At 71.0% G+C, this 25,422-nt stretch carries 27 protein-coding genes; 16 read left to right on the forward strand and 11 right to left on the reverse strand.

Annotated features, from left to right (window positions below):
* Nucleotides 1–38: 38 nt before the first annotated feature.
* Together FS769_RS08980 and FS769_RS08985 are read left to right on the forward strand one after the other, a co-directional pair.
* Nucleotides 39–3,491 carry an LPXTG cell wall anchor domain-containing protein gene (locus tag FS769_RS08980; protein WP_144832625.1) on the forward strand — a complete coding sequence of 1,151 codons (3,453 nt, stop codon included), beginning with the start codon at nucleotides 39–41 and terminating at the stop codon, nucleotides 3,489–3,491.
* 113 nt (nucleotides 3,492–3,604) lie between these two features.
* Complete coding sequence (locus tag FS769_RS08985) at nucleotides 3,605–3,967, forward strand: hypothetical protein (RefSeq protein WP_144832627.1); 363 nt, start codon at nucleotides 3,605–3,607, stop codon at nucleotides 3,965–3,967.
* Between the two features lie 28 nt (nucleotides 3,968–3,995).
* On the opposite strand, the gene FS769_RS08990 is transcribed toward FS769_RS08985, so the two are convergent.
* Nucleotides 3,996–4,961: a LacI family DNA-binding transcriptional regulator gene (locus tag FS769_RS08990; RefSeq protein ID WP_144832632.1), complete on the reverse strand. Its 966-nt coding sequence runs from the start codon at nucleotides 4,959–4,961 to the stop codon at nucleotides 3,996–3,998.
* 199 nt (nucleotides 4,962–5,160) lie between these two features.
* On the opposite strand from FS769_RS08990, the gene FS769_RS08995 reads away from it, so the two are divergent.
* The 5 genes from FS769_RS08995 (at nucleotide 5,161) to FS769_RS09015 (ending at nucleotide 10,171) form a co-directional block, all read left to right on the forward strand.
* Complete coding sequence (locus tag FS769_RS08995; RefSeq protein ID WP_144832636.1) at nucleotides 5,161–5,982, forward strand: ABC transporter permease; 822 nt, start codon at nucleotides 5,161–5,163, stop codon at nucleotides 5,980–5,982.
* A complete protein-coding gene (locus FS769_RS09000) occupies nucleotides 5,979–6,776 on the forward strand; it encodes an ABC transporter permease (RefSeq protein ID WP_144832639.1) in 798 nt (265 codons plus the stop codon). The genes FS769_RS08995 and FS769_RS09000 overlap by 4 nt, the downstream gene beginning before the upstream one ends.
* On the forward strand, nucleotides 6,773–7,762 hold the full coding sequence (locus tag FS769_RS09005; protein ID WP_144832642.1) for an ABC transporter ATP-binding protein: 990 nt from the start codon (nucleotides 6,773–6,775) through the stop codon (nucleotides 7,760–7,762). The genes FS769_RS09000 and FS769_RS09005 overlap by 4 nt, the downstream gene beginning before the upstream one ends.
* An 85-nt stretch (nucleotides 7,763–7,847) precedes the next feature.
* Entirely contained in the window at nucleotides 7,848–8,924 is a 1,077-nt protein-coding gene (locus FS769_RS09010) for a PotD/PotF family extracellular solute-binding protein (RefSeq protein WP_144832645.1), read from the forward strand.
* Between the two features lie 113 nt (nucleotides 8,925–9,037).
* A complete protein-coding gene (locus FS769_RS09015; protein ID WP_260979726.1) occupies nucleotides 9,038–10,171 on the forward strand; it encodes a hypothetical protein in 1,134 nt (377 codons plus the stop codon).
* Between the two features lie 19 nt (nucleotides 10,172–10,190).
* Here FS769_RS09015 and FS769_RS09020 read toward each other — a convergent pair whose 3' ends face one another.
* A complete protein-coding gene (locus tag FS769_RS09020) occupies nucleotides 10,191–10,391 on the reverse strand; it encodes a zf-TFIIB domain-containing protein (RefSeq protein ID WP_144832648.1) in 201 nt (66 codons plus the stop codon).
* Between the two features lie 54 nt (nucleotides 10,392–10,445).
* Between FS769_RS09020 and FS769_RS09025 the strand changes: the two genes are divergently transcribed.
* Nucleotides 10,446–11,360: an aldo/keto reductase gene (locus FS769_RS09025; protein ID WP_144832651.1), complete on the forward strand. Its 915-nt coding sequence runs from the start codon at nucleotides 10,446–10,448 to the stop codon at nucleotides 11,358–11,360.
* A gap of 7 nt (nucleotides 11,361–11,367) precedes the next feature.
* On the opposite strand, the gene FS769_RS09030 is transcribed toward FS769_RS09025, so the two are convergent.
* The 4 genes from FS769_RS09030 to FS769_RS09045 all read right to left on the reverse strand — a co-directional run bounded on the left by FS769_RS09030 (nucleotide 11,368) and on the right by FS769_RS09045 (nucleotide 13,954).
* Entirely contained in the window at nucleotides 11,368–11,751 is a 384-nt protein-coding gene (locus tag FS769_RS09030; protein WP_144832654.1) for a hypothetical protein, read from the reverse strand.
* Entirely contained in the window at nucleotides 11,748–12,743 is a 996-nt protein-coding gene (locus FS769_RS09035; protein ID WP_144832657.1) for a hypothetical protein, read from the reverse strand. The genes FS769_RS09030 and FS769_RS09035 overlap by 4 nt, the downstream gene beginning before the upstream one ends.
* Nucleotides 12,730–13,245 carry an RNA polymerase sigma factor gene (locus FS769_RS09040; protein WP_186325491.1) on the reverse strand — a complete coding sequence of 172 codons (516 nt, stop codon included), beginning with the start codon at nucleotides 13,243–13,245 and terminating at the stop codon, nucleotides 12,730–12,732. Before FS769_RS09040 ends, FS769_RS09035 begins: the two co-directional genes overlap by 14 nt.
* A gap of 307 nt (nucleotides 13,246–13,552) precedes the next feature.
* The gene (locus tag FS769_RS09045) at nucleotides 13,553–13,954 is read right to left on the reverse strand and encodes a PaaI family thioesterase (RefSeq protein ID WP_144832664.1); all 402 of its coding nucleotides are present in this window, start codon (nucleotides 13,952–13,954) and stop codon (nucleotides 13,553–13,555) included.
* A 144-nt stretch (nucleotides 13,955–14,098) separates the two neighbouring features.
* On the opposite strand from FS769_RS09045, the gene FS769_RS09050 reads away from it, so the two are divergent.
* Entirely contained in the window at nucleotides 14,099–15,424 is a 1,326-nt protein-coding gene (locus FS769_RS09050) for an MFS transporter (protein ID WP_144832667.1), read from the forward strand.
* A gap of 86 nt (nucleotides 15,425–15,510) precedes the next feature.
* Here the strand turns inward: FS769_RS09050 and FS769_RS09055 are convergent, their stop codons facing one another.
* From FS769_RS09055 to FS769_RS09070, 4 genes are all read right to left on the reverse strand, one after another.
* Complete coding sequence (locus tag FS769_RS09055) at nucleotides 15,511–16,131, reverse strand: TetR/AcrR family transcriptional regulator (RefSeq protein WP_144832670.1); 621 nt, start codon at nucleotides 16,129–16,131, stop codon at nucleotides 15,511–15,513.
* Between the two features lie 12 nt (nucleotides 16,132–16,143).
* A complete protein-coding gene (locus tag FS769_RS09060; protein ID WP_260979727.1) occupies nucleotides 16,144–17,553 on the reverse strand; it encodes an NAD(P)/FAD-dependent oxidoreductase in 1,410 nt (469 codons plus the stop codon).
* A 100-nt stretch (nucleotides 17,554–17,653) separates the two neighbouring features.
* On the reverse strand, nucleotides 17,654–17,917 hold the full coding sequence (locus tag FS769_RS09065; protein ID WP_144832676.1) for a hypothetical protein: 264 nt from the start codon (nucleotides 17,915–17,917) through the stop codon (nucleotides 17,654–17,656).
* Nucleotides 17,914–18,756 carry an NAD(P)-dependent oxidoreductase gene (locus FS769_RS09070; RefSeq protein WP_144832679.1) on the reverse strand — a complete coding sequence of 281 codons (843 nt, stop codon included), beginning with the start codon at nucleotides 18,754–18,756 and terminating at the stop codon, nucleotides 17,914–17,916. Before FS769_RS09070 ends, FS769_RS09065 begins: the two co-directional genes overlap by 4 nt.
* A gap of 192 nt (nucleotides 18,757–18,948) precedes the next feature.
* Between FS769_RS09070 and FS769_RS09075 the strand changes: the two genes are divergently transcribed.
* From FS769_RS09075 to FS769_RS09100, 6 genes are all read left to right on the forward strand, one after another.
* The gene (locus FS769_RS09075) at nucleotides 18,949–19,491 is read left to right on the forward strand and encodes an RNA polymerase sigma factor (RefSeq protein ID WP_144832682.1); all 543 of its coding nucleotides are present in this window, start codon (nucleotides 18,949–18,951) and stop codon (nucleotides 19,489–19,491) included.
* A gap of 5 nt (nucleotides 19,492–19,496) precedes the next feature.
* Nucleotides 19,497–20,066 carry an Asp23/Gls24 family envelope stress response protein gene (locus tag FS769_RS09080; RefSeq protein WP_144832685.1) on the forward strand — a complete coding sequence of 190 codons (570 nt, stop codon included), beginning with the start codon at nucleotides 19,497–19,499 and terminating at the stop codon, nucleotides 20,064–20,066.
* Nucleotides 20,066–20,386, forward strand: a complete 321-nt coding sequence (locus FS769_RS09085; protein ID WP_144832687.1) for a hypothetical protein — start codon at nucleotides 20,066–20,068, stop codon at nucleotides 20,384–20,386. The genes FS769_RS09080 and FS769_RS09085 overlap by 1 nt, the downstream gene beginning before the upstream one ends.
* Before the next feature lie 70 nt (nucleotides 20,387–20,456).
* Nucleotides 20,457–21,305, forward strand: a complete 849-nt coding sequence (locus tag FS769_RS09090) for an SDR family oxidoreductase (RefSeq protein ID WP_144832689.1) — start codon at nucleotides 20,457–20,459, stop codon at nucleotides 21,303–21,305.
* Between the two features lie 126 nt (nucleotides 21,306–21,431).
* Nucleotides 21,432–22,436, forward strand: coding sequence for a pyridoxal-phosphate dependent enzyme (locus FS769_RS09095; protein ID WP_144832691.1), 1,005 nt, complete (start codon nucleotides 21,432–21,434; stop codon nucleotides 22,434–22,436).
* On the forward strand, nucleotides 22,433–23,593 hold the full coding sequence (locus FS769_RS09100; protein ID WP_144832693.1) for a cystathionine gamma-synthase: 1,161 nt from the start codon (nucleotides 22,433–22,435) through the stop codon (nucleotides 23,591–23,593). Before FS769_RS09095 ends, FS769_RS09100 begins: the two co-directional genes overlap by 4 nt.
* 80 nt (nucleotides 23,594–23,673) lie before the next feature.
* Here FS769_RS09100 and FS769_RS09105 read toward each other — a convergent pair whose 3' ends face one another.
* Nucleotides 23,674–24,309, reverse strand: a complete 636-nt coding sequence (locus tag FS769_RS09105; RefSeq protein WP_144832695.1) for an NADPH-dependent F420 reductase — start codon at nucleotides 24,307–24,309, stop codon at nucleotides 23,674–23,676.
* A gap of 307 nt (nucleotides 24,310–24,616) precedes the next feature.
* On the opposite strand from FS769_RS09105, the gene FS769_RS09110 reads away from it, so the two are divergent.
* Nucleotides 24,617–25,414, forward strand: a complete 798-nt coding sequence (locus tag FS769_RS09110; RefSeq protein ID WP_144832697.1) for a sulfite exporter TauE/SafE family protein — start codon at nucleotides 24,617–24,619, stop codon at nucleotides 25,412–25,414.
* Nucleotides 25,415–25,422 lie beyond the last annotated feature (8 nt).

The raw sequence follows: 25,422 nt of genomic DNA on the forward strand, positions 1-25,422 counted from the left end.
GCCACCCGAATCCCGCACTCGACCCGCATCGGAGCCTCATGCGATCACTCGCGTCCTCGCGCGCACGCTGGTCCGCCCTCTCGGCGACCGTCCTGACGTCCGCGCTCGTCCTCAGCCTCGCCCCCGCGGCATCAGCCGCCCCGCCCGGAGGCGTTCTCGCCTCCGGCGACGACTGGTCCATCACCTCCGCACCGGGCGGTTACCTGGTCAGCTACGAACTCGACGAGCCGCTCCCCATCGTGAGCGACGCGCCGACCCTTCTCGTCGACGGCGAGACGATCGGTCTCGCGACCGAGTCGGCCGACGGGCTCACCCTGTCGGTGTCCACCTCCGACTCCCGCGTCGTCTCCGCGCACGACGTCGAGAAGGGCTGGGCCTCCGGCGGAGGAGACAAGGCGGCGGAGGACCCGACCGCGAAGATCTCCTCCCGCACCGACGACGAGCAGGCCGCCCCGCGGGCGACGACGTTCTCCGGGGCGGACGACCCCGCCGACCCGGGGCCGAACTCCGTGACCGAGGTGGAGTACGACTTCGGCGACCGCGCCATCGCGCTGCAGGGCATCGGCGGCATCCGGGGCGAGATGACCGGCAAGATGTACCTCACCGACGCCCCGGGTGAGCGCCCCACCGTGATCCTGCTGCACGGCCGCCACGCCTGGTGCGCGACCGGAACGGCGAACACCCTGCGCTGGCCGTGCGACCCCAGCCAGGTGAACGTGCGGTCGTACCAGGGCTACGAGGGGACCGGGCGCGCCCTGGCCTCGCACGGCTACAACGTCGTGTCGATCGCCGCGAACGCGATCAACGCCAACGACAACCCGTTCGCCCTCGACTTCGGCGCGCGCGCACGCGGGCAGCTCGTGCTCGACACCCTCGACATGCTCGCGGCCGTCGACGCCGGTCGACCCGTCTCGTACGACGACGTGAGCTGGCCCGACGCGCAGGGGTCGTCGACCACCGTGACGCGCACGCTCGATCAGGCGCTCGCCTACGCCACGACCCGCACGGACGCACCGGCGACCGCGGCGGCGGGGGTGACGGCCGCGAGCCTCGCCGGCCGCTTCGACCTGGACGACGTCGGGATCATGGGGCACTCCCGAGGCGGTGAGGGCGTGACCGCGGCGGTCACCCTGAACGCGGCGCGGACCCAGCCGTTCGGCATCACCGCCGTTCTGCCCCTGGCGCCCGTCGACTTCGGCCGTATGACCGTGCCCGACGTTCCGATGAGCGTGGTGCTGCCGTACTGCGACGGCGACGTGGTCAATCAACAGGGCCAGCACTTCGTCGACGACTCGCGTCACGCCTTCGGCGACGACGTGCTGCGGTCGGCGGTGTGGGTGATGGGGGCGAACCACAACTTCTTCAACTCCGTCTGGACGCCCGGGAAGTACCCCTACGCGACCGGCGACGACTGGAGCACGAAAGACCTCACCTCGAGCTGCTCGACGACCGACTCCACCCGACTCACCGCCGCCGATCAGTACCAGGTGGGCGTGTCGTACATGACGGGCTTCTTCCGCATGACGATGGGGCACGAGAAGCAGTTCCAGTCGCTGTTCGACGGGTCGACCACGCCGTCGACGCCGCGTACCGCCTTCGCGGACGTGCGCGTCATGGCGGCGCAGCCCGGGTCGGCGACGAGTCTGGTGACCGACTTCGCCTCGCCGAGCACCCTAATGCGCACCACCGGTGCGGCCTCCGCCCAGGTGTGTGCGAACGCCGAGACGTCGTCGTCGATCCCGCCGGCCATGCCGTACTGCACCACCCGCGACATCGGGTCGGCTCGCGTGCCGCACTGGACGCCGGCGCGGTTCGGGTTGAACGTCGAGGCCACGCCCGTCACGCGGTTCGTGTGGAGCGGCGGGACCGATCCGGCGACCCCGAGCACCGGGGAACTGCGGGTGTCGCTGCCGCCGGGCCCGCGCGACGTGTCGAAGCGGTCGCAGCTCACGGTGAAGATGGCCCCCGACCGCACGGTTACCTCGGGCACCGATGTCGTGGTCAGCGTCGTCGACGGTTCCGGCCGCGTCTTCAGCCGCGCCGTGTCGGACATTAACCCACTCGCCGTCAACCGCATGCCGGGCGGGTCTCAAGCCGTGCTGAACAAGTTCGTGCTGCAGCAGGTGACGATCCCGCTCTCCGACCTGGGGGTCGACCTCACCGACGTCCGCGAGGTGCGCTTCTCGGCCGCGGTCGGCGCCGACGGCACCGGGGCGGGTGGGCTCTACCTCTCCGACCTCGCTTTCGACACCCCGACCAGCATCGCCGCGGACGTCCGCAAGCGGACCACGGTGGGCGTCGGGTCGACGATCGTGGAGGAGACGGACGGTCCGAGTACCGCGCAGGTGGCGGTGGCGCTGAATCACGCCGACTCGGCGACGGTGACCGCGTGGTTCAGCGTGCTGGGCAACGGTGTCGTGTCGTCGGCCTCGCAAAAGGTCGTCTTCGCCCCAGGGGAGATCTGCAAAACCGTGACCGTCCCCATCGTCGGCAACGACACCGCGTCGGCCACCCCCACCTCGTCGTTCGTCATCAGTGCGACGAACTCGACGGATGCCGTGATGGGGGCGGACGCGTTCGGACGGCTCTCCGTGCGGGAGGACGACGGCGTGACGGGTGACAGCCCCGAGCTCGCCCCGGTCGGAGTGCAGGGGGATGCCTGCGCGGAGCTCGCGGCCGCGCTCACCCCGGGCCGGCTCTCCGCGTCTGAGACGGAGGTCGCCCCGGGCGGCTCCGTCACCCTCACCGGGTCGGGTTTCCGCGCCGGTGAGACCGTCCGCTTCACCCTCGCGGGCGAGGAGATCGCCTCGGTCGTCGCGGACGCCAGCGGAACGGCGACGGTCGAGGTCGAGATCCCGGCGGACGCCGCGCGGGGTGTGCGGGCCGCCGAGGCGGAGGGCGAAGGCTCGGGTCGGCTGCTGGACGTCGACATCGCGGTGCTGACTCCCACCTCGACCACCGTCACGCTCGACGGCGGTTCGACGCTCACCGCGGGCGGCGCGTTACGCTTCACGGCGACCGTCGACGGCGCGAGCGAGGGCACGGTGCACCTGGTGGTCGTGCCGGCCGCGACCGATTTCGACCAGACGGAGCGCGTCCTCGCCTCGGCCACGCTCGTCGACGGCAGCGCTCAGCTGGACGTTCCGGACGGATTGCCGGCCGGGACGTACGTCGTGAAGGCGGTGTTCGACCGCACCGACACCGCGTCGGCGTCGGCTTCCGAGCCGCTGTCGTTCACGGTGGCCGACGCGCCCGGATCCGGCGACGCCGGCGGCTCGCCCTCGTCGGGTGCCCCCGCGAGCACGGGCGGCGGGGCGAGCGGAAACCCTGCGCCCGCCGCGCAGCCGACCGGCGACCAGCTCGCGCGCACGGGTACCGCAGAGGTCTGGGCGTTGCTCGTGGCGGGTGCGGGTCTGCTCGGTGCCGGGGCGCTCGCCGTGGTGATCCGTCGCCGTCGTCAGGGCGTCGATCCGGTCGCTCGGAAGATCTGACGACGATGCCGGTCCGCCCGGTCGAGCTCGCCCTGCCGGCGTCTCGACCGGGCGGACGTGCGTTATCTCAAAATCAGGAGACATGGATACGCCCTCGCCGTCGTCGCTCGACGGTGTCATCCTCATCGGAACCCGGTTGCCTGCTGCACACCGCCGAACTCGCCGTGTGGGGCACCGGCGCCGCCGGGCCGCACGTCGTCGCCGTGGTGCAGGCGCCCCTCCCGCTCCCGGTGCGCATACATCACCGGCTGCAGCGGTGGGCGTTCTCGCTGCTGCAGCGCTTCGCGTGCGAGCGCGGAGCGGATGTCGACGTGACGGTGCTCGTCGTCGCCGCCGACACCCCGGCCGAGCTCGTGCGACGGCGCGTGGGCGAACTCGTGCGACGACCGGTCGGGGTCAACCAGGCGTCGGTGCTGTACGAGCACGAAGTGCGCGAGCGGACGATCGCTCAGGCGGCGACGGCCGACTTCATCTGAGCGGCGACCCGCACCGGCCCGGGATGCGTCAGACCGGGGTGGTCTCGGGCCAGTGCACCGCCACGTCGAGGCGGCGTCGTTCGCCGGCGTCGGCGCCGGTGGCGAGCAGATCGACGAGCGCGGCCATCGCCTCGCGGCCCAGCTCGTCGCCGTCCACGTCGATCGCCGGCACCTCGTCGGCCCCGATGGCCTCGGCGACCAGGCGCTCGGCACTCACGACGATCTCGCCGGGTGACGAGACTCCCCGCGCCCTCAGCGCGAAGACGAGTCCCAGCCCGATCGACGTCGCATAGGGCACCACGGCGGTCGCACCCGAGGTCACCACCGCATCGGCCGCACCGACCCCGGCCGCGAAGGTCGCGGGGAAGGGTCCCAGTCGGGTCAGTGCGACGCGGTCGCCGACCGCCCGGTCGATCGCCGCGCTCCGCTGCGCATCCTGCCACGATCCCTCCGGACCGCCCAGGTAGGCGATCGCCCGGTGCCCGTCGTCCGCGAAGCGCGCGGCGAGGTCGGCGAAGGCGCGCGCGGTGTCGGCGACGAGCGAGGTCATTCCCGCGACCTCCCTGTCGACGAGCACTGTCGGGCCGAAGGCGCCCACCTCCCGCACGACAACGTCGGGCGCGCGCGGGGCGACCAGGATGCATCCGTCGACCTGACGCATGAGGCGCCCCAGGTCCACGATGTCGTCGGCGTCGTCGAGCGGGTGCACCGCGACGGTGAGCTGCAGGTCGGATGCGCGAGCGCGGGCCTGCGCCCCGGCGATGATGGGCGTGAAGAAGGCGTTGTCGAGGGTCGGCACGACGAGGGCGACGATGCCGCTGTCGCCACGGGCGAGGTGACTGGCCGCGCGATTCGGAACGAACCCGAGCTGCACCGCGGCGGCGCGAACGCGCGCGACCGTCTCGGGGGCGACGAGATCGGGGCGCCCGAGCGCCCGGGATGCCGTCGACTTGGCCACACCGGCCAGAGCGGCGACGTCGGCGAGCGTCGTCACGGATTCCCCTTCCGCTGACGCGAGCCTCGCGCACAGTCCGATCATCCTACTGAGCCGTGACAACCGGTTGCGTTGGCGGCGGGACGGCGTTTTACACGCTGTTTACACGAGGGGTCGCATTTCGGCTCACGAGCGCCCTACGGTGGTAACAACCGGTTGCGCAACCGGTTGCAAACCCCCTCACGAACGGAGTCCGCCCGTGCTGTCACGCCGTACCGGACTGCTCGCCCTGCCGGGGCTGGCGCTGCTGCTGGTGGGGTTCCTCGTCCCCTCGGTGGCGATGCTCTTCGCACCTCCCGGAGTCAGCGCGCTCGACATCTTCGAGCGCCTCGGCCGCATGCTGACCGACCCCTACGACCTCGCGATCATCGGACGCACCGTCGGCCTCGGGCTCATCGTCACGATCGTCTGCATCGTGCTCGGCTTCCCGATCGCGTACCTGCTGGCCCGCTCGACCTCCCGCTGGGCGGGCGTGCTGCTCGCCCTCGCGATCTTCCCGCTGCTGCTCAGCAACGTCGTGCGCACCTTCGGTTGGCTCGTGCTGCTGGGCTCGAACGGCGCGGTCGGACAACTGCTCGTCGGGCTCGGGCTCGTCGAGAAGGCGCCCCAGCTGCTCTACACGGAGCTGGCGATCGTGCTCGGCCTCACGCAGCTCTTCCTCCCGCTCGCGGTGATCTCGTGCTACTCCGCCGTCGCCCAGGTCGACCCGGGCCTCGACGACGCCGCCCGCGGACTCGGCGCCGGTCGCACCCGCACCTTCTGGGGAATCGTCGTGCCGCTGTCGGCTCCCGGCATGGTGGTGGCGGCGACTCTGGTCTTCGCCGGGAGCGTCACCGCCTACACGACGCCGTACCTTCTGGGCGGGTCGAGCCAGCGCATGCTGTCGACGCAGCTCTACTCGTACTCGAGCGTCAGCATCGACTGGGCCGCCGCCAGCGCGACCGCGATCATCATGACCGTCCTGGTCTTCGCGGTGTCGGGGCTGTCGGCCGTCGTCGGACGACGGGGGGCCACCTCGTGAAGACCTCGCGTCCCGTCGCGGCCTCGCTCGCCGTCGCCGGCTACATCGTGATGATCGTTCCGATCCTCTTCGTGGTCGCCACCGCGTTCACCGCCGGTCGCTCGCTGAAGTTCCCGCCCGAGGGTTTCTCGCTGCGCTGGTTCGAAGCCGCCTTCTCGTACGACCCGTTCCTGTCGGCCCTGGTGTCGAGCCTCGAGCTCGCCCTGCTCGCAACGCTGCTCGCACTGGTGATCGGCGTGCCGGTGACCCTGGCGATCCATCGCGGCCGTCTTCCCGGCAAGGGCATCGTCGAGGGGTTGTTCCTGTCGCCGCTGATCGTGCCCGAGCTGGTCGTCGGCCTGGCGCTCTACCAGCAGCTGATCATCGGTCTGCGTCTCGACAACTTCCCCGTGCTGCTGATCGGTCACACGGTGCTGATGCTCCCGTACGCGGTGCGCGTGACGGGTGCCTCGCTCGCGCTCGCCGACCCCGGTGTCGAAGAAGCCGCCCGCGGCCTCGGCGCCTCGCCGGTGCGCACCTTCTTCACCGTGACCCTGCCGCTGCTGCGCCCCGGCATCTTCTCCGCCGGGCTGCTGAGCTTCGTCACCTCGTTCAACAACGTGCCGCTGTCGCTGCTGCTCCAGAGCCGCGACTTCCGCACGCTCCCGGTCACGATGCTCGACTACGTGCAGCAGAGCTACGACCCCATGGTCGCGGCGACCAGCACCATCATCCTCGCGGGCACGGTCGTCGTGGCCGTCATCGCCGAACGCACGGTCGGCTTCGCCCGCATCTTCGGAGGGATCAACCGATGACCACTGCAGCAGAATTCGTCGGGGTCACCCAGCGCTTCGGCGACTTCACCGCCGTCGACGACATCGACCTCGCCATCCCCATGGGCAAGCTCACGACGCTGCTCGGCCCGAGCGGGTGCGGCAAGACCACGTCGCTGCGCATGCTCGCCGGCTACACGCAGCCCACCTCCGGGCGCATCATGATCGCGGGAACGGATGCCACGCGCCTGCCTCCCGAGAAGCGCGGCCTCGGCATGGTGTTCCAGTCGTACGCGCTGTTCCCGCACATGAGCGTGGCCGAGAACGTCGGCTACGGCCTGAAGCTGCGCAAGGTCGCCCCGACCGAACGCAAACGCCGGGTCGCCGAGGCCCTCGACCTCGTGGGGCTCGGGCACCTCGCCGCGAGCCGGCCCAAGAAGCTCTCGGGCGGGCAGCAGCAGCGTGTCGCCCTCGCCCGCGCGATCGCCATCCGCCCGACCCTGCTGCTGCTCGATGAGCCCCTGTCGAACCTCGACGCCCGCCTGCGCGTGCAGATGCGCGCCGAGATCCGTCGCATCCAGGCCGAGACCGGCCTCACCGTCGTGCTCGTCACCCACGATCAGGACGAAGCCCTCGAGATGTCCGACCGCATGGTGCTCATGCGCGCCGGCCGCATCATGCAGGAGGGTGCTCCCTCCGAGGTGTTCGGCGCTCCGGCCAACCGGTTCGTCGCCGAGTTCCTGGGCTACGAGAACTTCGTGACGGATGCCGACGGGTCGCTCACCACCGTGAGGCCCGAGCACCTGACACTCGGTGCGTCGGCGGCATCCGGACTCTCGATCGACGGCGTCGTCACCGACGTGGCGTACCGCGGCGTCGACCGCCTCGTCACCGTCGAGACCGTCGACCGCGCCGGAGAGACGGTCCGCCTCGTCGCCGACGTCCGCGACGAAGACGTCACGGCCCGCCCGGGCCAGAGCGTCACCGTGTCGGCACCCGCCGCGCGACTCATCCGGCTCGCGGCCTGACCCGCGCGCTTCCCCTGCCTGCTCCACCCGCCCCGCCCCACCGCACACGTCGGCCGGCCCCGCCCGCCGTTCGAGAGGACACCGCATGAACCGCACCCCCCGCCGCATCCTCGCGGCCTCGTCCGTCTTCGTCGCCACCGCGCTCATCGCCACGGGATGCTCCGGCTCCTCCGGCGGCGGCGATGCCGCGGCGAGCGACACCATCGTCGTCAGCACCTTCCCGTTCGGCGTCGAGGAGTTCCAGAAGGCCGTCATCGACCCCTTCACTGAGAAGACCGGGATCAAGGTCGAGGTCGAGACCGGCAGCAACGCCGACCGTCTGTCGCAGCTGCAGCTGGCCGCTGGGGATCCCGGCATCGACGTGATGCTGATCTCCGACACCTTCGCGGCATCCGGACAGGAGAAAGACCTGTTCCAGTCGTTCGACGAGTCGAACGTGCCCAACCTGGCGAACATCGCCGACTTCGCCGTCGAGGAGGGCTTCGACGGCCCCGCGTACAGCTACCAGCTGAACGGCACCATCTACAACACCGGCGAGGTCACCGCGGCGCAGGCCGCCGACTGGTCGCTCTACGCCGACCCCGCCCTCAGCGGTCGCCTGGCGTTTCCCGACATCTCGGTCACCGCCGGTCAGCTCGCCGTCTCGGGCGTCGCCGACGCGTTCGGCAGCGGCCCGTTCGACATCGACACGGCCTACTCGACCATCGGCGGCTGGGCCCCCGGCATCCTGCAGTTCTACTCGTCGTCGACCGAGGTGACCAACCTGCTCACGCAGGGCGAGATCGTCGCCGCCGACGCGCTGAGCGGGTTCGCGACCACGCTGATCGCCTCGGGTGAGCCGGTCGCGTGGACGGCGCCGACCGAGGGTCGCTACATGGCGACCAACCGCGCCATGATCCCCGCGGGTGCGCCGAACGTCGAGGGCGCCTACGCCTTCGTCGACTACCTGCTCTCCACCGAGGCCCAGAGCCAGTCGGCCAAGATCGTCGGCGACCTGCCCGTCGCCCTCGACGCCGAGATCCCCGCCGAGATCACCGCCGTCGTCGGCGACATCGCCGCCGACCCGGTCGCCGCCGGCTACTCGACGCTCGACCCGGCGGAGATCCTCCCCAACCGCGGTCAGTGGGTCGAACGTTTCGCCCGTGAGGTCACCTCGCGCTGACCCCCCGACCGGTCGTCCGTGCCCCACGCCGGGCGACCGCCCGCCCGGCCACCGAGATCCCCCCGCTCGGTGGCCGGGTCCCCTCCGCTCCACCACGCACGAACGGCTCCACCATGTCCGCACAGCCCCTGCCCGCCGCGTACCTCCACCGCCTGCCCAAGGCCGATCTGCACTGCCACCTCATCGGCACGGTGCGCCCCGCGACGTTCGCCGAGCTGGCGCGACGGGAGTCGCTCGCCCTGCCGGCCGACCCCGAGCGCATCTTCGCCGACATCAACTCGCTGCCGCCGGATCCCGCCCTGTACCGGCACACCCGCATCCCGGTGCCTCAGGAGCGCGGCGCCGATGAGCCCGCCGTGTCGTACTCGCTGTTCCAGGTGTCGAACTGGGTGGTCGAGGTGCTGCGCGACGCCGACGATCTGACCCGCATCGTCTACGAGGCCTTCGAAGACGCCCACCGCCTCAGCGGTACCCGTCACCTCGAGCTCTTCTTCGACGCGCTCCCGCCGCATCTCGCCTCGCTCGGCTACTCGGGCGCGGTCGAGGCCTACGCCGAGGGAATCCGCCGTGCCGAGCGCGACTTCGGTATGACGGGGCTCATGATCCAGGGCATCGACCGCAGCCGTAGCGGCGACGAAGCCCTCGAGGTCGTGCGCCGCGTCGTCGACAACCCGCACCCCTACGTCGCCGGCATCGGCCTCGACAACCTCGAGACCGCAGGTCCCCCCGAGCGCTTCGTCGACGCGTACCGGCTCGCGGGCGAGGCGGGCCTCGGCCGCACGGCCCACTCGTCGGAGCACGCCCCCACCGCCGTCAACACGATCACGTGTCTCGACGAGCTCGGCTGCGACCGCATCGACCACGGCTACTACGTGCTCGAAGACGACGAGGTCGTCGCGCGGCTACGCGATCAGCAGGTCGCCTTCACCGTCGCCTCCACCACCTCGCGCCGGTCGTGGCGTCCGTGGCGACGCGCCTCGATCTCAGCGATGCTCGACGCGGGCCTCAACGTCATCCCGTGCTCCGACGACCCCGGCATGTTCCCCACCACGTTGGCATCCGAGTACCGCATCGTCTCGGAGCAGATCGGAGCCACCGCCGACCAGGTGCGCCGCATGGCCGTCTCCTCGTTCGAGGCGTCGTGGCTTCCCGCCGCGGAGCGCGCCCGTACGGTCGCCGCGGCCGAAGCGGAGATCGCGGCGCTCGACGCCGAGTTCGACCTGGTGGTGCCGGCGTCGGGACGCTGACGCCGCGGGGGTCGGGGCCTCAGCTCTCGTCGGCCCAGCGGTCGCGGTAGCCGCGATCGTCGTCGGGCCGCGCGGCATCCGGTGCCGCCCAGTCGACCTGGAAGCCGCACTCGCGGCACTCGTCGGCGGTGACCTGCTCGTCGAGCAGCGGATGCATCGTCACCCCGCACGCCGGGCAGATCGGCTGCCGGTCGTCGGCGTACGGGTCGCGCAAGGTCATGGCGGGTGCAACCGCGCGCTGTCGTGTCGTGTTCCCCGCCGCTAGCGTCGGAGCATGCACGTCGCCCGCCTCGGTCTCGGCCTCGCCGCCGTCGGCCGCCCCGCCTACATCACCACGGCCCGCGACGAGGATCTCGGCGATCCGGCCTCGCGCTCGATCGAGGCGTTGCGCGACCGTGCGCACGCGCTGCTCGACGAGGCGTGGGCTCTCGGCATCCGCTACGTCGACGCGGCCCGCTCGTACGGGCGCGCGGAGGAGTTCCTCGGGTCGTGGCTCGCACGGCATCCGGAGCGTCGCGCCGCGCTGACGATCGGTTCGAAGTGGGGCTACGCCTACGTCGGTGAATGGCGGATGGATGCCGCGGTGCACGAGCGCAAAGAGCACTCGGTCGCCATGTTCGACCGGCAGTGGCCCGAGACGCTGGCGGCGCTGGGCTCGGCTCCGGACTTCTCCCTCATCCACTCGGTGACCCCCGACAGTCCCGCGCTGTCGGATGCCGTCCTGCTCGACCGGCTGCGCGCCCTGCGCGACCGCGGCGTCCGCGTCGGCCTGTCGACGAGCGGGCCGCATCAGGGCGAGGTGATCCACGCCGCCCTCGCGGTCGATGAGCACCCCTTCTCGGTGGTGCAGTCGACGTGGAACCTGCTCGAGACCTCGGTCGCGCCGGCCCTGCAGACGGCCCACGGCGACGGCTGGACAGTGGTGGTGAAAGAGGCTCTCGCCAACGGCGAGCTCGCGCACGCCGAGTCGGGCAGCCGCCTCGACCGCCTGGCATCCGGACTCTCGCCCGACGTGTTCGCCCTCGGCGCCGCACGAGCGCAGCCCTGGGCCGACATCGTGCTCAGCGGAGCGACGACGGCCGCGCACCTGCGCCGCGGGGTGCAGGCGGGCCCCGTCGCGGCCCCGGACGAGCTCGCGACCGATCCCGACGACTACTGGCGCCGGCGGTCGGAGCGCCCCTGGCGGTGAGCTGCGCTCAGGGCACGCAGTTCAGCGTCGCGACGGTGCCCGAGACGTTCGCCCACGAGGTCGCGATCGCCGTGGCCAGCACCGCGCCCGACGACGAACGCGCCTGGACGTAACCGGAGGATCGCGCGTCGGCGATCGAGCGCACGGTGATGCCGGGGGAGTAGGTGCCGCACGTCGAGAACGACACGCGCGTGCCCGAGAGGCTCGATCCGCTGAAGGCGCAGACGTTGCCGTCGGCGCAGCTTCCGACCGCGCGCTCGGTGCCGGAGGGGACGTCCATGGTCATGCCCAGCTCGGGCCATTCGGCGTGATGGGAGTCGATGACGACGCCGCCCGGGATCTCGCGGAGGGCCGCGGCGATGTCGGGGTGCAGCTGGTCGGTGCTGGTCATTCGGTGTCCGCCTTCCTGTCGAGGACATCCCAGAGGGTGTAATCGGTGATGGATCCCGCGGGGAGCTTCAGGGTGTCGCTGTCGGCGAGGAGCGCGGATTCGAACCCGACGATGCGCCCCGTGTCGGCCGAGAGCAACAGAGTCGACTCCGACGTGGTCAGCCCCGACGGCACCGCGGCGAGACCGACGACCGGGCGGCCGAGGCGGTCGAAGGCCGTTCCGACCACGCGGAGTCCGGGGGCCTGGCCGACGACCTCGAGCAGGGCTGCCTGCTGCGGACCGGTGAGCGTCCACTCGCCGAGCAGGGCGCGTGCCCCGAGCATCGCATCGCCCGCCGTCAACTGATCGCCGGCGCCCGTCGAGGTGAGCACCAGTGCCCGCATCGCGTCGACCGTCGGCTCGGGTGGGGTGGGGGAGAGGGGCGCGAACTGGTTCTGCACGAACGTCAGGTCGCCCACGACGGTGCCCGGCGTCGGTTCTCCGGCCGGGACCGTGTCTCCCGCCGCGTTCGTCGCCTCGGCGGCGGTCGTCACGACCGAACCGGACAGGTCGGCGTTCCACCGGACGTCGACCCACTCGCGGCGGAACACCGTCGCTTCGGCCTCGTCGGGCGACCCGCTGAAGTACCAGCCGAGAGAGAGCGAGCGGCGCTCGGGCTCGGCGGGTCCGGTGCCGTCGGTCAGGCGTTGCCGCGCCTGCGCGATCACCTGCGAGGCGTCGTCGGAGATCACGGTGAACGCCAGAGGTTGGGGAGTGAGGGCGGATGCCGGCGAACTCGGCATCCACAGGACTCCGGTCACGATCGCCAGCACGAGGACGACGACCGCGGCGGCGGAGCCCCACGTCACGAAGGCCGGTCGGCGGCGCGTGTTCTGCGCGGATGCGGCGAAGGCACGGGCTCGACGTTCGGCGTCGAGCGGGATCGGGGCGTCGAGGGGGGTGCGCGCCGGATCGAGGCGCTGCAGGGCGCGGGTCAGATCATCGTCGGTCATCGAACACCTCCTCCGCCGAGACGGTGGTCCCCTCGAGCAAGGGCCGGAGTTTCGCCCGCACGCGGTTCAACCGGGTCCAGACGGTCCCCGCGCTGGCGCCGACGACGATCCCCACCTCGGCCGCCGAGAGCTCCTCCCAGTACGTGAGCCAGAGGATCTCCCGCTCGCGTTCGGAGAGCTCGCGGATCGCGTCGACCAGACGTCCGATCATCTCGCCCTCCGACGAGCTCGAGAGAGTGCGCACCTGGTCTTCGATGTGCGTCCACAGTGCCCCCTCCCTGTCTCGTCGTCGGTACTCGTTCGCGATGAGGTTGCGTGCCGTGCGGTACAGCCACGGCAATCCGAACGGCTCTCGCGGATCCCGCTTGCGCCACGCGATCTCGAAGCACTCCATCGTGAGGTCGTCGGCGGCCTCGCGATCCGACACGCGTCGCTCGATGAACCGTCTGACCGCGTTGTAGTGCTCACGGAAGAGCGCCACGAAGCCCGCGTCGTCCGTCACCGCCGTCTTTCCTCGTGCTCGTACCCGGGCTGTGTCGCCAGGGCGGTGAACCTTACGGCGGAGCCGCGGAAAAAACTTTTCGACCCCGGTGTAAGGAATGCGGCGGGGGTGACACAGCACTGGTGGGGGTGGGTGCCGTCTCCGGCTTCGAGAGGGCACCCGCATGCCCGTCGTCCGATGTTCGGGTCTGACGACGACGGGCGAGGGGTTGCGCCGCATGGGGGTGGCGCAACCCCTCGGATACCCGTCATGCGTTCCAGGATGTCAGAGTCGCGATGCCTTGCCCGGCGTCGACTGCGCCGTCCGGCTAGGGCTTCGCGTCCGGGTCGACGAGCAGGTTCGTGATGCGGGCCGTCGCGATCGGCCTGCCGTCGTCGTCGGTGACGTGGACGTCGTACGTCGCGAGACGTCGACCTCGGTGCGCCGCCGTGGCGACGGCGTGGATCCGCCCGTCACCTGCCCCGCGGTGGTGCGTGATGTTGAGGTCGACCCCGACGCAGACCTTGTCGTAGCCCGACGCGTGGATCATGGCCGCCCACGAGCCGACTGCCTCGGCGAGGGCGGCGGTCGCCCCGCCGTGCAGGCGCCCGAGCGACTGCGTGTTGCCCTCCACCGGCATCGAGGCCGCGACCCGGTCGGCCGACTGCTCGGTGACGGTGATGCCGAGACGCTCGTCGAGGGCTCCGGGGACGATGCTCCACACCGGCATGACTGCTCCTTCCGCCACGCTCGTGCGCAGCCGACTCGTGCGCTCTTGTCGAGCGCGTCCGGCTCTGACACTATTACTGAACGCTCGGTCGGTAACAGATCCGATCGAGATCCACCGCCCTGCCCACAGAACGACGGAGTTCTCATGGCCACCACCCACGCCCCGGCATCCACCCGTGCCACCGCAGGTATCTCGCGAGAGGAACGGCGCGTGCTCGCCGGCACCCTCGTGGGCACCTCGATCGAGTGGTACGACTTCTTCATCTACGCCCAGGCGGCGGGGCTCGTGCTCGCGCCGCTGTTCCTCGCCCCTCTCGCCCAGACCGATCCGGCCATCGCCCAGGTGCTGTCGTTCGCGACGATCGGCATCTCGTTCCTCTTCCGCCCGCTCGGTGCCGTCGTGGCCGGATGGCTCGGCGACCGCCTCGGCCGCAAGAAGATGCTCGTACTCACGCTCATCATGATGGGCGTCTCGACGGCCCTCATCGGCGTGCTCCCGACCTACGCCGCGATCGGCGTGGCCGCCCCCATCCTGCTCATTCTCCTGCGCGTGCTGCAGGGCTTCTCGGCCGGTGGCGAGTGGGGCGGTGCGGCCCTGCTCTCGGTCGAGCACGCCCCGGTCAACCGCCGCGGCTACTTCGGCGCGTACCCGCAGATCGGGGTGCCGGTCGGCATGATCCTCGCCACCGCGACGCTGTGGATCCTCACCTCGTCGATGTCGGCCGAGGCCTTCCTCGCGTGGGGCTGGCGCGTGCCGTTCCTCTTCTCGATCGTGCTCATCGTCGTCGGATACGTCATCCGCCGCGCGGTGGAGGAGAGCCCCGTATTCGAAGACCTCGTGCGCCGCCGCAAGGAGTCGTCGGCCCCTCTCGGTCAGCTGTTCCGCAAGAACTGGCGCCAGGTCGCCCTGACGGCGTTCGTCTTCATCGGCAACAACGCCGCGGGCTACCTGCTCATCGCGTTCTTCGCGACGTACTCCGTCACGGCGTTGGGCATGGATCGCCCCACCGTGCTGCTGGCCACGACCCTGGCATCCTTCGGCTGGCTCGGCTTCACCCTGTGGGGCGGCCGACTCTCGGACCGTCTCGGACGCGTGCGCACCTTCCAGCTCGGCTACCTGCTGCTGGCCGTGTGGGCCGTGCCGATGTGGTTCCTCATCGACACCGCGAACATCGTCTGGTACTTCGTGGCGCTGTTCGTGATGACGCTCGGCCTCGGCCTGTCGTACGGACCGCAGGCCGCGCTGTACGCCGAGATGTTCCCCGCGAACGTGCGGTACTCGGGCGTCTCGATCGGCTACGCGCTCGGCGCGATCATGGGCGGAGCCTTCGCCCCGATGATCGCCGAGGCCCTGCTGCGCTCGACCGGCGCCTCGTGGACGATCGGCGTGTACATCGCGATCGCCGCGCTCATCTCGCTCGGCGCCGTCTCGCTCATCACGGAGCCGAAGGGCGTCGATCTGCGGGCGTGATCCCGGATGCCGAGGAGGGGCCCCTGCGCACGGCGCGGGGCCCCTTCGTGGTGTCGTGGGAGCACGCGCGAGGCGAGGGCGCCGGGTCAGGCGGTGCGCAGGCCGTCGAGGGCGATGCGCACGATGTCGGCCCCGAGGCGGTCGCCGTCGACGCTGCCCCCGGGGCGGTACCACTCGACGACCGAGTTGATCATGCCGAACAGCAGGCGGGCGGCGACGGCGGCGTCGACGTCGTCGCGCACGCTGCCCTCGGCCTGGGCTTCGGCGACGAGTCCGGTGACGCGGTGATCGAAGACGCGCCGCCGCTCGAGCGCGGCCTGCTCCACGGCGCTGTTGCCGCGCACCCGCAGCAGAAGCGTGACGGCGGGCAGCTGCGCCACCAGCACGTCGGTCGCGCCGGTGAGCACGTGACGCAGGCGGTCGGATGCCGCACCCTCGCGCGCGCCGGGCTCGTCGAGCACGGCTTCGAGGCCGCCCAGGGCCGCCTCGAGCGCGACCGCGAGCAGCTCCTCCTTCGAGGAGAAGTGGTGGTATAGCGCCGACTTGGTCAGTCCGAGACGCTTGGCGAGGTCGGCCACGCTCGTGGCGTCGTAGCCCTGCTCGTTGAACAACTGCACGGCGACGGCCAGCAGGCCCTCGCGGTCGTATCCGGGCCGCCCGCGGCGCGCGGGGGCGCCCGAGGTCGTGGCGGAATCGGCGAAGCTCACGATGTCAGTGTGTCACTCCAGCAGGGCGGGGGAGTCCGCGCGCAGCAGCGCACGCGCCGCGTTGCCGATGACCGCGCTGTAGGTCGGATACGCGAAGCGCACCCCCGCAAGGGTCGCCACGTCGATCCCCGCGGCCATCGCCGTGGTCACCGACTGGATGACCTCGACCGCGTTCTCGCCCACCGCGTGGGCGCCGAGCACGAGCTCGCGGCGGCGGTCGGCGATGAGCATGAGGAAGCCGTTCTCGCGGTCGTCGATCACGGCCCGGTCGAGGTCGGCGAAGCGCACGGTCGCGACCACGCACGAGGGGTCGCGGTCGCGCGCCTGCTCTTCGGTGAGGCCCACGCCCGCGTAGTCGGGGTCGGTGAATCCACCCGCGGGGAGCAGGTGGTGCGGCGTTCGCCTGTTAGCCCCGAGCACCGCGTTCTCGGCCGCCGCCTCGCCCTCGAACTGCGCGGCCTGCACGAGCATGTCGCGTCCGTTGGCGTCGCCGACGGCGAGGATGTGCGGGACCATCGTGCGGAAGTACCGGTCGACGGGGATCGCCGAGCGCACGACCTCGACCCCGGCGTTCTCGAGACCGAGGTCGTCGACATCGGCGGGCCAGCCGGTGGCCATGATCACCACGTCGACCTCGGTCGTGCGGGTGCCACCGCCCGCCCTCCATGCGAGCGTGACGGCTCCGTCGGAGGACTGCTCGAGGCTTTCGACCGTGTCGATGCCGGTGTGCACGTCGACACCGTTCGCGCGGAACGACGACGCGATGACCTCGGAGATGCGGGCGTCGGATGCCATGAGCACACGCGGCGCGACGTCGAGCAGGGTGACCTCCGACCCGAACGAACGGAACACCGTCACCAGCTGCGCTCCGGTGTTGCCGGCGCCGATGACGGCGACGCGGCGGGGGAGTGCGGTGAGCGAGAGCACGTCTTCGGGGACGGTCGCCAGATCGGCGCCCGGGATCGGCAGACGCCGCGAGTGACCGCCGACGCACACCAGGATCGACTCCGCGCGGATCCGGCGTCCGCTGTCGAGGACCAGGGTGTGATCGTCCGCGAAGCGCGCGCGACCCTCGTGCACCAGGTCGACGCCGGCTGCGGCGAAACGCTCGGCCTCGCGCTTGATGGAGCGCACGGCATCCACCCGCTCGTGGACGCGATTCACGACGGCGGCCCAATCGATGCGCGGTTCGTTCACGACGATGCCGTAGTCGTCGGCGGAGCGCGTCTCGCGCATCAGGCGCGCGGCCTTGGCGAGCACGCGCGTCGGGACGCAGCCGGTGTTGACGCACGTGCCGCCGACGCGTCCGGCCTCGAGCACCACCACCGAGGCGCCGAGCTCGGCGGCGCGCAGGGCCGCGGCGGTGCCCGCGGGCCCGGCCCCGATCACGGCGATGTCGTAGGTGTCGGCGTCGTGGTTCACGGTGATCCTCCGGGCGGGTCGAGGACCCCAGTCAATCGCTCGGGGGCGACGGGGCGCTCGGGCTTGCGCCCGTGGCCGGAATCCTCGTCAGAGAACGTCGTCAGAACCCCTCGTACAGCTCGGTCGCGGTGAGGCCCTTTCCACCCAGTGCGTGCACGCCCGGTGCGGGACTCACCTCGAAGGTCTCTCCGTCGTAGCGCAGCTCGGCGGTGTAGTCGCCGCGGGTGTCGAGCTTGAGCTCGAACCGGCCCGTGTCGATGAGGCGGAGGGTCACCACCGCTCCGCTGCGCGCGAGGAAACTGACTTCCTTCTCTTGGGCGGTGGGCAGCGGGATGACGGGTTCGTCGGAGGCGTTCTCGCTCATCGTTCGTCCCGCCACGAGTGCTGCGGGTCATAGCCGAGCAGTCGGCGGGCCTTGTCGATCGACAGCAGCGTGCGGGTGTCGTCGAGGTCGCCGCGCGTCTCGACGGCGGGGAACACCTCGGCCACGAGGTCGGCGTTCGACCGGGTCATGACGGTGTCGGCCGCCGCGATGATGAACGTGTCGAACCCGACCGGCGCGGTCTCGAGCGCACGCTCGATCGCCTGGGCGCCGTCGCGGGCGTCGATGTAGCCCCACAGGTTCCACTTGCGCGTGCGGGCGTCGTCGTCGAACGGGAATTCGGCGTAGTCCTCGGGCACCATGACGTTCGAGAAGCGCAGCGCCGTGATCGAGAGATCGGGGTGCCAGCGCACCAGCTCGACCGCCATGCGCTCTTCGAGCGTCTTGACCAGCGAGTACACCGACTCGGGGCGCGGCGGATACTCCTCGTCGACGGGGATGTAGGGCGGCGGGACATCGAAGGGCAGACCGAGCACCGTCTCGCTCGAGGCGTAGACGACCTTGCGGATGCCGAGTCGCACGGCCGCCCAGAACACGTTGAAGGTGCTCGTCATGTTGTTGTGGAAGGTCGCGACGTCGGAGCGGATGCCGGGGGCCGGGATCGCCCCGAGGTGCACGAGCGCGTCGAAACCGTCGTGCTGGTCGTTCACGCCGGCGAGGGCGTCGATCACCTGGCCGTAGTCGGTGAGCTCGACCTGGACGAAGCCGGGGCCGCGCTCGCCGCGGACGTCGAGGCCGATGACGTCGTGACCGGCCGCGCGCAGTTCGCGGGCGACGACGGTGCCGAGCTTGCCGGATGAACCGGTGAGGGCGATGCGCATGGGAGTCCTCCGGGGATGTTGGGGTGGCGACGACGATAGCGGCGCCCTTCGACATCGACCCGCGGGTTGACGGGCGGCCCCGGCGCCCCTGCCACGCGGCGACGCGTTCGTCAAGATGTCGCACCCCTTTCGGCTCGGGGTGTTTCGCTATGCCCACGGCCCGATCCCGAAACCGCACCGACAGGAACCGCAATGCCCTCTCTGTCCTCCGCCACCGATGCGTTCCTCGCATCGCGCGCGGCCGATGGCGACCACCTCGCCTTCGGCGTGCTGGTGCGAAGGCACGCTCCTTTTCTGGTGGCTTTCGCCACGCGCTTGACCGGCTCGCGCGCCGACGCCGACGACTGCGTGCAGGAGGCCCTGATCACGGCGTGGCGGCGTCTGCCCGATCTCACCGAACCCGAGAAGGTGCGAAGCTGGCTCACGACGATCGTGTCGCGCAAAGCGACCGATCGTCTGCGCTCCCGGAAGATCTCGGAGGAGATCGAAGAGGAGATGGTGTCCGGCCGCGACGATCCGGAGCGCTCGGTCGTGACGTCGTCGCAGATGGATGCGTTGAAGAGGGTGCTGGCCGAGCTTCCCGAAGACCTCCGCGTGGTGTGGGTGCTGCGCGAGGTCGGCGGCCACAGCTACGACGAGATCGCCGTCGAGGTCGGAGAATCCGCGGCGACCGTGCGCGGTCGACTGGCTCGGGCCCGCAAGACCGTGTTGGAACGAATGCAGGAGTGGAGGTGACCCGGATGAGCGAGCACGACGACGACATCGGGGGGTCGGGCTACTCCCTCGAAGACCTCTCCGCGTATCTCGACCGCGGACGCACCCCCCGCATCCCCGCGATCGAGCGCAATGCCGAGTGCCAGGCGATCCTGGCGTCGATGGAGCGCATGGGACGACTGTCGCGCGAGATCGTCGACGAACAGGCGAGCGAACCGATCGCCGAGTCCTGGTACGACAGCATCATGCGCGAGGTCATGCGCGAATTCCGAGCCGGCCGCGACATCCCCCTGGCGCGCACCGACGACGGAACCGAACTGGTCGTGACGGAGGGTGCGCTCTACGAGCTCATCCGCACGGTCGGCGACCGCATCGAGGGAGTGCTGGTCGGACGCGTGCGCCTCGACCAGCCCGAGCCCGATGCTCCGCTGGATGTCACCGTCACGGTGAGCGTGCGGTTCGGTCGCGCGATGACCGACGCCGTCGACGAGATGCGCGACGGCATCCGTTCGGCCATCGACAGGCAGGGCGACCTGCGGGTCGGACGGGTGGACGTCACCGTGGGCGACGTGCACATCGACGAGGGGGAAGAGTGATGACGGGCATCAACGCAGCGGAACTCGCTCCGCGCATCGACCTGGCGGTGACGGCGGTGCAGGGCGTGCGCGAGTGCTATTCGGCGCGCCCCGTCGTTGCTCGAGCCTTCGAGCACGTCACCGACGTCGAGGGGTCGCTCGCCGCGGTCGACGAGGCCGGTGGGGTTCGGGCCATCACCGTCTGCATCGGGGTGTCGCTCGACGACGACGCGGCGGAGGTCGCGGCGTCGGTGGCTGCCGCGGCTCGCGCCGCCGGGGGAGACGACGTGCCCGCGTCGGTGCGCGTGCGCGTGTCGCGACTGGTCGCTCCCGCCTCCTGACCGGATCCGGGCCCGACCGGGGCGCGGCGGCTTACGCTGGGATCACCGTCCCCTCGTCCCCGGAGGCCGCATGTCCACGCCGCCCGTCATCGCCGTCACCGGTTCCACCGGCTCCGTCGGAGGGCGGGTCGCGCGCGACCTCGCCGCCCGCGGCATCCGTCAGCGTCTGATCGTGCGCGACGCGACGCGCGCTCCCGACCTGCCCGACGCCGAGGTGCGCGTCGCCCGTTACTCCGATGCGGATGCCGCGCGCGCGGCCCTCGAGGGGGTCGAGACGCTCCTCATGGTGTCGGCGTCGGAGACGGCCGACCGCGTAGAGCACCACCGCACGTTCGTCGAGGCCGCGGCCTCAGCAGGGGTGCGCTCGATCGTCTACACCTCGTTCCTCGCGGCGGCGCCCGACGCGGTGTTCACGCTCGGGCGCGACCACGCCGCCACGGAGGAGATCATCCGGGCGTCGGGCATGTCGTGGACGTTCCTGCGCGACAACTTCTACATGGACATGATGGAGCTCTTCGCCGGCGACGACGGCGTGATCCGCGGCCCCGCCGGCGAGGGACGCTGCTCGCTCGTCTCGCGCTCCGACGTCGCCGCGACCGCGGTGTCGGTGCTCCTCGACCCGGCCGCCCACGCCGACACCGCCTACGACCTCACCGGGCCCGAGGCGCTGACCCTGGCCGAGGTGGCCGAGAAGATCTCGGCCGTCCGCGGCAATCCCGTGCGCTTCCACGACGAGACCGTCGACGAGGCCTATGCCTCGCGCGCGGGCTACGGCGCCCCGCGCTGGCAGGTCGACGCGTGGGTCAGCACCTACACCGCGATCGCGAGCGGAGACCTCGCGGCGGTGTCGTCCGACGTCGCGACGGTGACGGGGCGGCCGGCGCAGAGTTTCGACGAGTTTCTCGGCGCCGTGTCATGAACCGCCGGCTCGGGTATGCTGACCGCGTGCTGACCTGTCGCTGTTGTCGCTGAACGCTCTCGCGTTCTCTTTCGACGACCCCGTCAGCCGCGCCGTTCCGGCGCACCGATCCCACAGGACTCCACCGTGCGTTACGCCCAGAGCGTCGCCGACCTCGTCGGCAACACCCCCCTCGTCCGCCTCTCTCGCGTCACCGACGGCATCGCCGCCACGGTGCTCGCGAAGATCGAGTACTTCAACCCCGGCGGCTCCGCCAAAGACCGCATCGCCGCGAACATCGTCGATGCCGCGGAGCGCGACGGCCTGCTGCAGCCGGGCGGCGTGATCGTCGAGCCCACCAGCGGTAACACCGGCGTCGGTCTCGCCCTGATCGCGCAGCAGCGCGGGTACCGGTGCGTCTTCGTTGTGCCCGACAAGGTCGCCGAAGACAAGCGCGCGGTGCTGCGGGCCTACGGCGCGGAGGTCGTGGTGACCCCCACGAACGTCGAGCCCCACGACCCGAACTCGTACTACAGCGTCTCCGACCGCCTGGTGCGCGAGATCCCCGGGGCCTTCAAACCCAACCAGTACGCCAACCCGAACGGACCGCGCAGCCACTACGAGACCACCGGTCCCGAGATCTGGCGCGACACCGAGGGCCGGCTCACGCATTTCATCGCCGGCGTCGGCACGGGCGGCACGATCACCGGCACCGGCCGATACCTGCGCGAGGTCGCCGGCTCGGCGGTGCGCATCGTCGGGGTCGACCCCGAGGGCTCGATCTACTCGGGCGACGACATCCACGGCTACGACGTCGAGGGCGTCGGCGAGGACTTCTGGCCGGCGGCGTTCGACCCGACCCTCGTCGACGGCTACGAGCGCGTCTCCGACGCGGAGTCGTTCGCGATGACCCGCCGTCTCGCTCGCGAGGAGGGGCTGCTCGTCGGCGGCTCCAGCGGCATGGCCGTCGTCGGTGCGCTGCGCGTCGCGCGGGAGCTGCCGGCGGATGCCGTGGTCGTCGTGGTCCTGCCCGATCACGGCCGCGGCTACCTCAGCAAGATCTTCGACGACGACTGGATGACCGCGCGCGGCTACGACGTGTCCGCCGCGGCATCCGTCCTTCCCACCCCCACCCAGGAGCACTCCGCATGAGCACCCACGACGCCGCCCGCGGTTTCGACAGCCTCGCCGTCCACGCAGGCCAAGCGCCCGATGAGGCCACCGGCGCGGTCATCCCGCCGATCCACGTCTCGACGACCTACGCCCAGGACGGCATCGGGGGCCTGCGCGGCGGGTACGAGTACGGCCGCAGCGGCAACCCGACCCGAACGGCTCTCGAGACGCAGATCGCCGCCCTCGAGGGCGGTGCGCGCGCCCTCTCGTTCGCGTCCGGCCTCGCCGGCGAAGACGCGCTGCTGCGCGCCGCCCTCGTGCCCGGCGACGAGGTGCTGCTCGGCAACGACGTGTACGGCGGCACCTATCGCCTGCTGGCGCGGGTGCTCGGTCCGTGGGGCGTGAAGCTGCGCGTGGTCGACATGAGCGATCTGGATGCCGTGGCGTCCGCCATCGAAGAGCGCGCGCCGCGCATGGTCTGGGTCGAGACGCCGAGCAACCCCATGCTGCGCATCACCGACATCGCCGGCCTCGCCGCCCTCGGCCACGCCGCGGGCGCCCTCGTCGTGGTGGACAACACCTTCGCCTCGCCGGCTCTGCAGCGGCCGCTGTCGCTCGGCGCCGACGTCGTCGTGCACTCGGCGACGAAGTACCTGGGCGGCCACAGCGACGTCGTGGGCGGCGCGCTGGCGTTCGCCGACGCCGACCTCGCCGAGAAGGTGAAGTTCCTGCAGTTCGCCGCGGGTGCGGTGTCGGGACCGTTCGACGCCTACCTGACCACGCGCGGCATCAAGACCCTCGCCGTGCGCATGCAGCGGCACAGCTCCAACGCGCAGGCGGTGGCCGAGCACCTGCTCGCCCATGACCGCGTCGCGAAGGTGTACTACCCGGGCCTGCCCTCGCACCCCGGTCATGAGCTGGCCGCGCGGCAGATGAGCGGGTTCGGCGGCATCGTGTCGCTCGAGCTGGCCGACGGTGCGGCGGCCCGCCGCTTCGCGGAGTCGACCCGCCTGTTCACCCTCGCCGAGTCGCTGGGAGGTGTGGAGTCGCTCGTGAATTATCCGGATGCCATGACCCACGCCTCCGTCCGCGGCACGGAGCTCGCGGTGCCCGAGACGATCGTGCGCCTGTCGGTCGGCATCGAGTCGGTCGACGACCTGGTCGCCGACGTGGATCAGGCCCTCGCGGCTCTCTGACGCCCCGGGTCTTGAAATGACGAACCCGGCCTCCCGCAGAAGCGGGGGCCGGGTTCGTTCGTCTGCGCGAGGGACGCGGGTCAGCGCTGGGCGCGGGCCAGGTTCTGCTCGAGCTCGTCGCGGTTCTGGCGCACCACGTAGGCGGGCTGGTCGCGCTCGACGCGCCAGCTCTCGCTCAGCGGTCCGACGTTGACGGTGTCGAAGCCGAACTCGTCGTAGATGCGCGTCACCAGGGCGACGGCTTCGTCGGAGTCGCTCGAGGTCGCCAGGGCCCGACGGTTCTCCGTGCCGGCGGGGGAGCCGTCGGTCGTGATGTCGGCGGCCGGGATGTGGTTGAAGGCCTTCACCACGGTCGATTCGGGCAGGTGCTCCTGAAGCATCTGCGACGTGGTGGTCTTCTTGTCGTCGAGCTCGGCGATGTGGCCGTCGCGCTCGAAGTAGTAGTTGTTCGTGTCGAGCACCGTCTTGCCCACGAGCGGGGCGACGGGAACGGCGTCGATCGCCTTCAGCGGCACCGTCACCACGACGATGTCTCCGGCCTCCGCGGCCTCCTGCGCCGTGGCGGCGCGGGCGCGCTCACCCACCGAGGCGACGAGGTCGCTCAGCGTCTCGGGGCCCCGTGAGTTGGCGATGACCACGTCGTAACCGAGACCCGTGAAGCCCTTCGCCAGGGCCGAACCGATGTTGCCTGCTCCGATGATTCCTACAGTCGTCATGCAGGGGTGAACCGCGGCATCCGATGACGCATTCCCGGGAGCGGTACCAAACCTTCAGCAACTTAAATAACTAGCAGTCCTAGATACTTTAGTCAATGGGTCGTGACCCGGATGCCGGGGGTCATATCGTCATTCCTGTCGCACCCTCGCGCGAGTGGTCGCAGTCCGGTGTTCGGGTCACCGTCCTGCTTGACCTGTGAGGGCGACGGCCCCCGGTGGACGCGGCTTCGGACCACCGGGGGCCGCTTTCTTTTCCGGGAGAGTCACCGCGTCCGCGCTGCGCCCGGACGGTGGAAGACTTGTCGGCGTGACCTTCGAGACCCGCCCCACGCGCTCCGCCCGCCTGTATCTCGTCTGCATCGGCGTCGGCCTCCTCGCCGGTCTCATGTCCGGACTGTTCGGCGTGGGTGGCGGCACGGTCATCGTGCCCCTGCTCGTGCTGCTGCTCGGCTTCGATCAGCGTCTCGGGGCCGGAACCTCCCTCGCCGCGATCGTCCCCACGGCATCCGTCGGTGTCATCACCTACGCCATCGACGGGCACGTCGCGTGGCTCCCCGCGCTGATCCTGGCCGCCTTCGCCGTCGTCGGCGCGCAGATCGGCACGTGGCTGCTGCCCAAGCTGTCGCAGACCGCCCTGCGCTGGGCGTTCGTGGCCTTCCTCGTCGTGGTGATGGTGAGTCTGTTCTTCGTGATCCCCTCGCGCGACGCGGAACTCGAGCTCACCTGGATCACCGGACCGGGCCTCGCGCTGCTGGGTGTCATCACCGGGACCCTGGCGGGCCTGCTCGGCGTCGGCGGCGGCATCATCGTCGTCCCCGCCCTGCTGCTGCTGTTCGGCACGAGCGACCTCATCGCCAAGGGCACGTCGCTGCTCATGATGATCCCCACGGCGATCTCGGGCACGGTCGGCAACCTGCGCCGCTCCAACGTCGACGTGCGCGCAGCCCTGTTCATCGGGGTCGCGGCGTGCCTCACCACCCCGGTGGGAGCCCTCATCGCGAAGTTCGTCGACCCGTTCGTGGGCAACGTGCTGTTCGCGATCTTCCTCGTCTTCATCGCCTCGCAGATGGCGGTCAAGGCCGTGCGCGGGCGCCACCAGCGCTGACCCCCCCC

Origin of the sequence: Microbacterium sp. BH-3-3-3 (assembly GCF_007679045.1) — a bacterium.
Lineage (GTDB): Bacteria > Actinomycetota > Actinomycetes > Actinomycetales > Microbacteriaceae > Microbacterium > Microbacterium algihabitans.

Excerpts from the sequence above, each read along its gene's own strand:
- FS769_RS09065 (WP_144832676.1), bottom strand. The coding sequence starts at position 17,917 with ATGAGCGAGAACGCCTCCGACGAACCCGTCATCCCGCTGCCCACCGCC.
- FS769_RS09070 (WP_144832679.1), bottom strand. The coding sequence starts at position 18,756 with ATGCGCATCGCCCTCACCGGTTCATCCGGCAAGCTCGGCACCGTCGTC.
- FS769_RS09080 (WP_144832685.1), top strand. The coding sequence starts at position 19,497 with ATGAGCGAGCACGACGACGACATCGGGGGGTCGGGCTACTCCCTCGAA.
- FS769_RS09075 (WP_144832682.1), top strand. The coding sequence starts at position 18,949 with ATGCCCTCTCTGTCCTCCGCCACCGATGCGTTCCTCGCATCGCGCGCG.
- FS769_RS09010 (WP_144832645.1), top strand. The coding sequence starts at position 7,848 with ATGAACCGCACCCCCCGCCGCATCCTCGCGGCCTCGTCCGTCTTCGTC.
- FS769_RS09005 (WP_144832642.1), top strand. The coding sequence starts at position 6,773 with ATGACCACTGCAGCAGAATTCGTCGGGGTCACCCAGCGCTTCGGCGAC.
- FS769_RS08980 (WP_144832625.1), top strand. The coding sequence starts at position 39 with ATGCGATCACTCGCGTCCTCGCGCGCACGCTGGTCCGCCCTCTCGGCG.
- FS769_RS09050 (WP_144832667.1), top strand. The coding sequence starts at position 14,099 with ATGGCCACCACCCACGCCCCGGCATCCACCCGTGCCACCGCAGGTATC.
- FS769_RS09020 (WP_144832648.1), bottom strand. The coding sequence starts at position 10,391 with ATGACCTTGCGCGACCCGTACGCCGACGACCGGCAGCCGATCTGCCCG.
- FS769_RS09085 (WP_144832687.1), top strand. The coding sequence starts at position 20,066 with ATGACGGGCATCAACGCAGCGGAACTCGCTCCGCGCATCGACCTGGCG.
- FS769_RS09105 (WP_144832695.1), bottom strand. The coding sequence starts at position 24,309 with ATGACGACTGTAGGAATCATCGGAGCAGGCAACATCGGTTCGGCCCTG.
- FS769_RS09015 (WP_260979726.1), top strand. The coding sequence starts at position 9,038 with ATGTCCGCACAGCCCCTGCCCGCCGCGTACCTCCACCGCCTGCCCAAG.
- FS769_RS09090 (WP_144832689.1), top strand. The coding sequence starts at position 20,457 with ATGTCCACGCCGCCCGTCATCGCCGTCACCGGTTCCACCGGCTCCGTC.
- FS769_RS09030 (WP_144832654.1), bottom strand. The coding sequence starts at position 11,751 with ATGACCAGCACCGACCAGCTGCACCCCGACATCGCCGCGGCCCTCCGC.
- FS769_RS09045 (WP_144832664.1), bottom strand. The coding sequence starts at position 13,954 with ATGCCGGTGTGGAGCATCGTCCCCGGAGCCCTCGACGAGCGTCTCGGC.
- FS769_RS09100 (WP_144832693.1), top strand. The coding sequence starts at position 22,433 with ATGAGCACCCACGACGCCGCCCGCGGTTTCGACAGCCTCGCCGTCCAC.
- FS769_RS09035 (WP_144832657.1), bottom strand. The coding sequence starts at position 12,743 with ATGACCGACGATGATCTGACCCGCGCCCTGCAGCGCCTCGATCCGGCG.
- FS769_RS09025 (WP_144832651.1), top strand. The coding sequence starts at position 10,446 with ATGCACGTCGCCCGCCTCGGTCTCGGCCTCGCCGCCGTCGGCCGCCCC.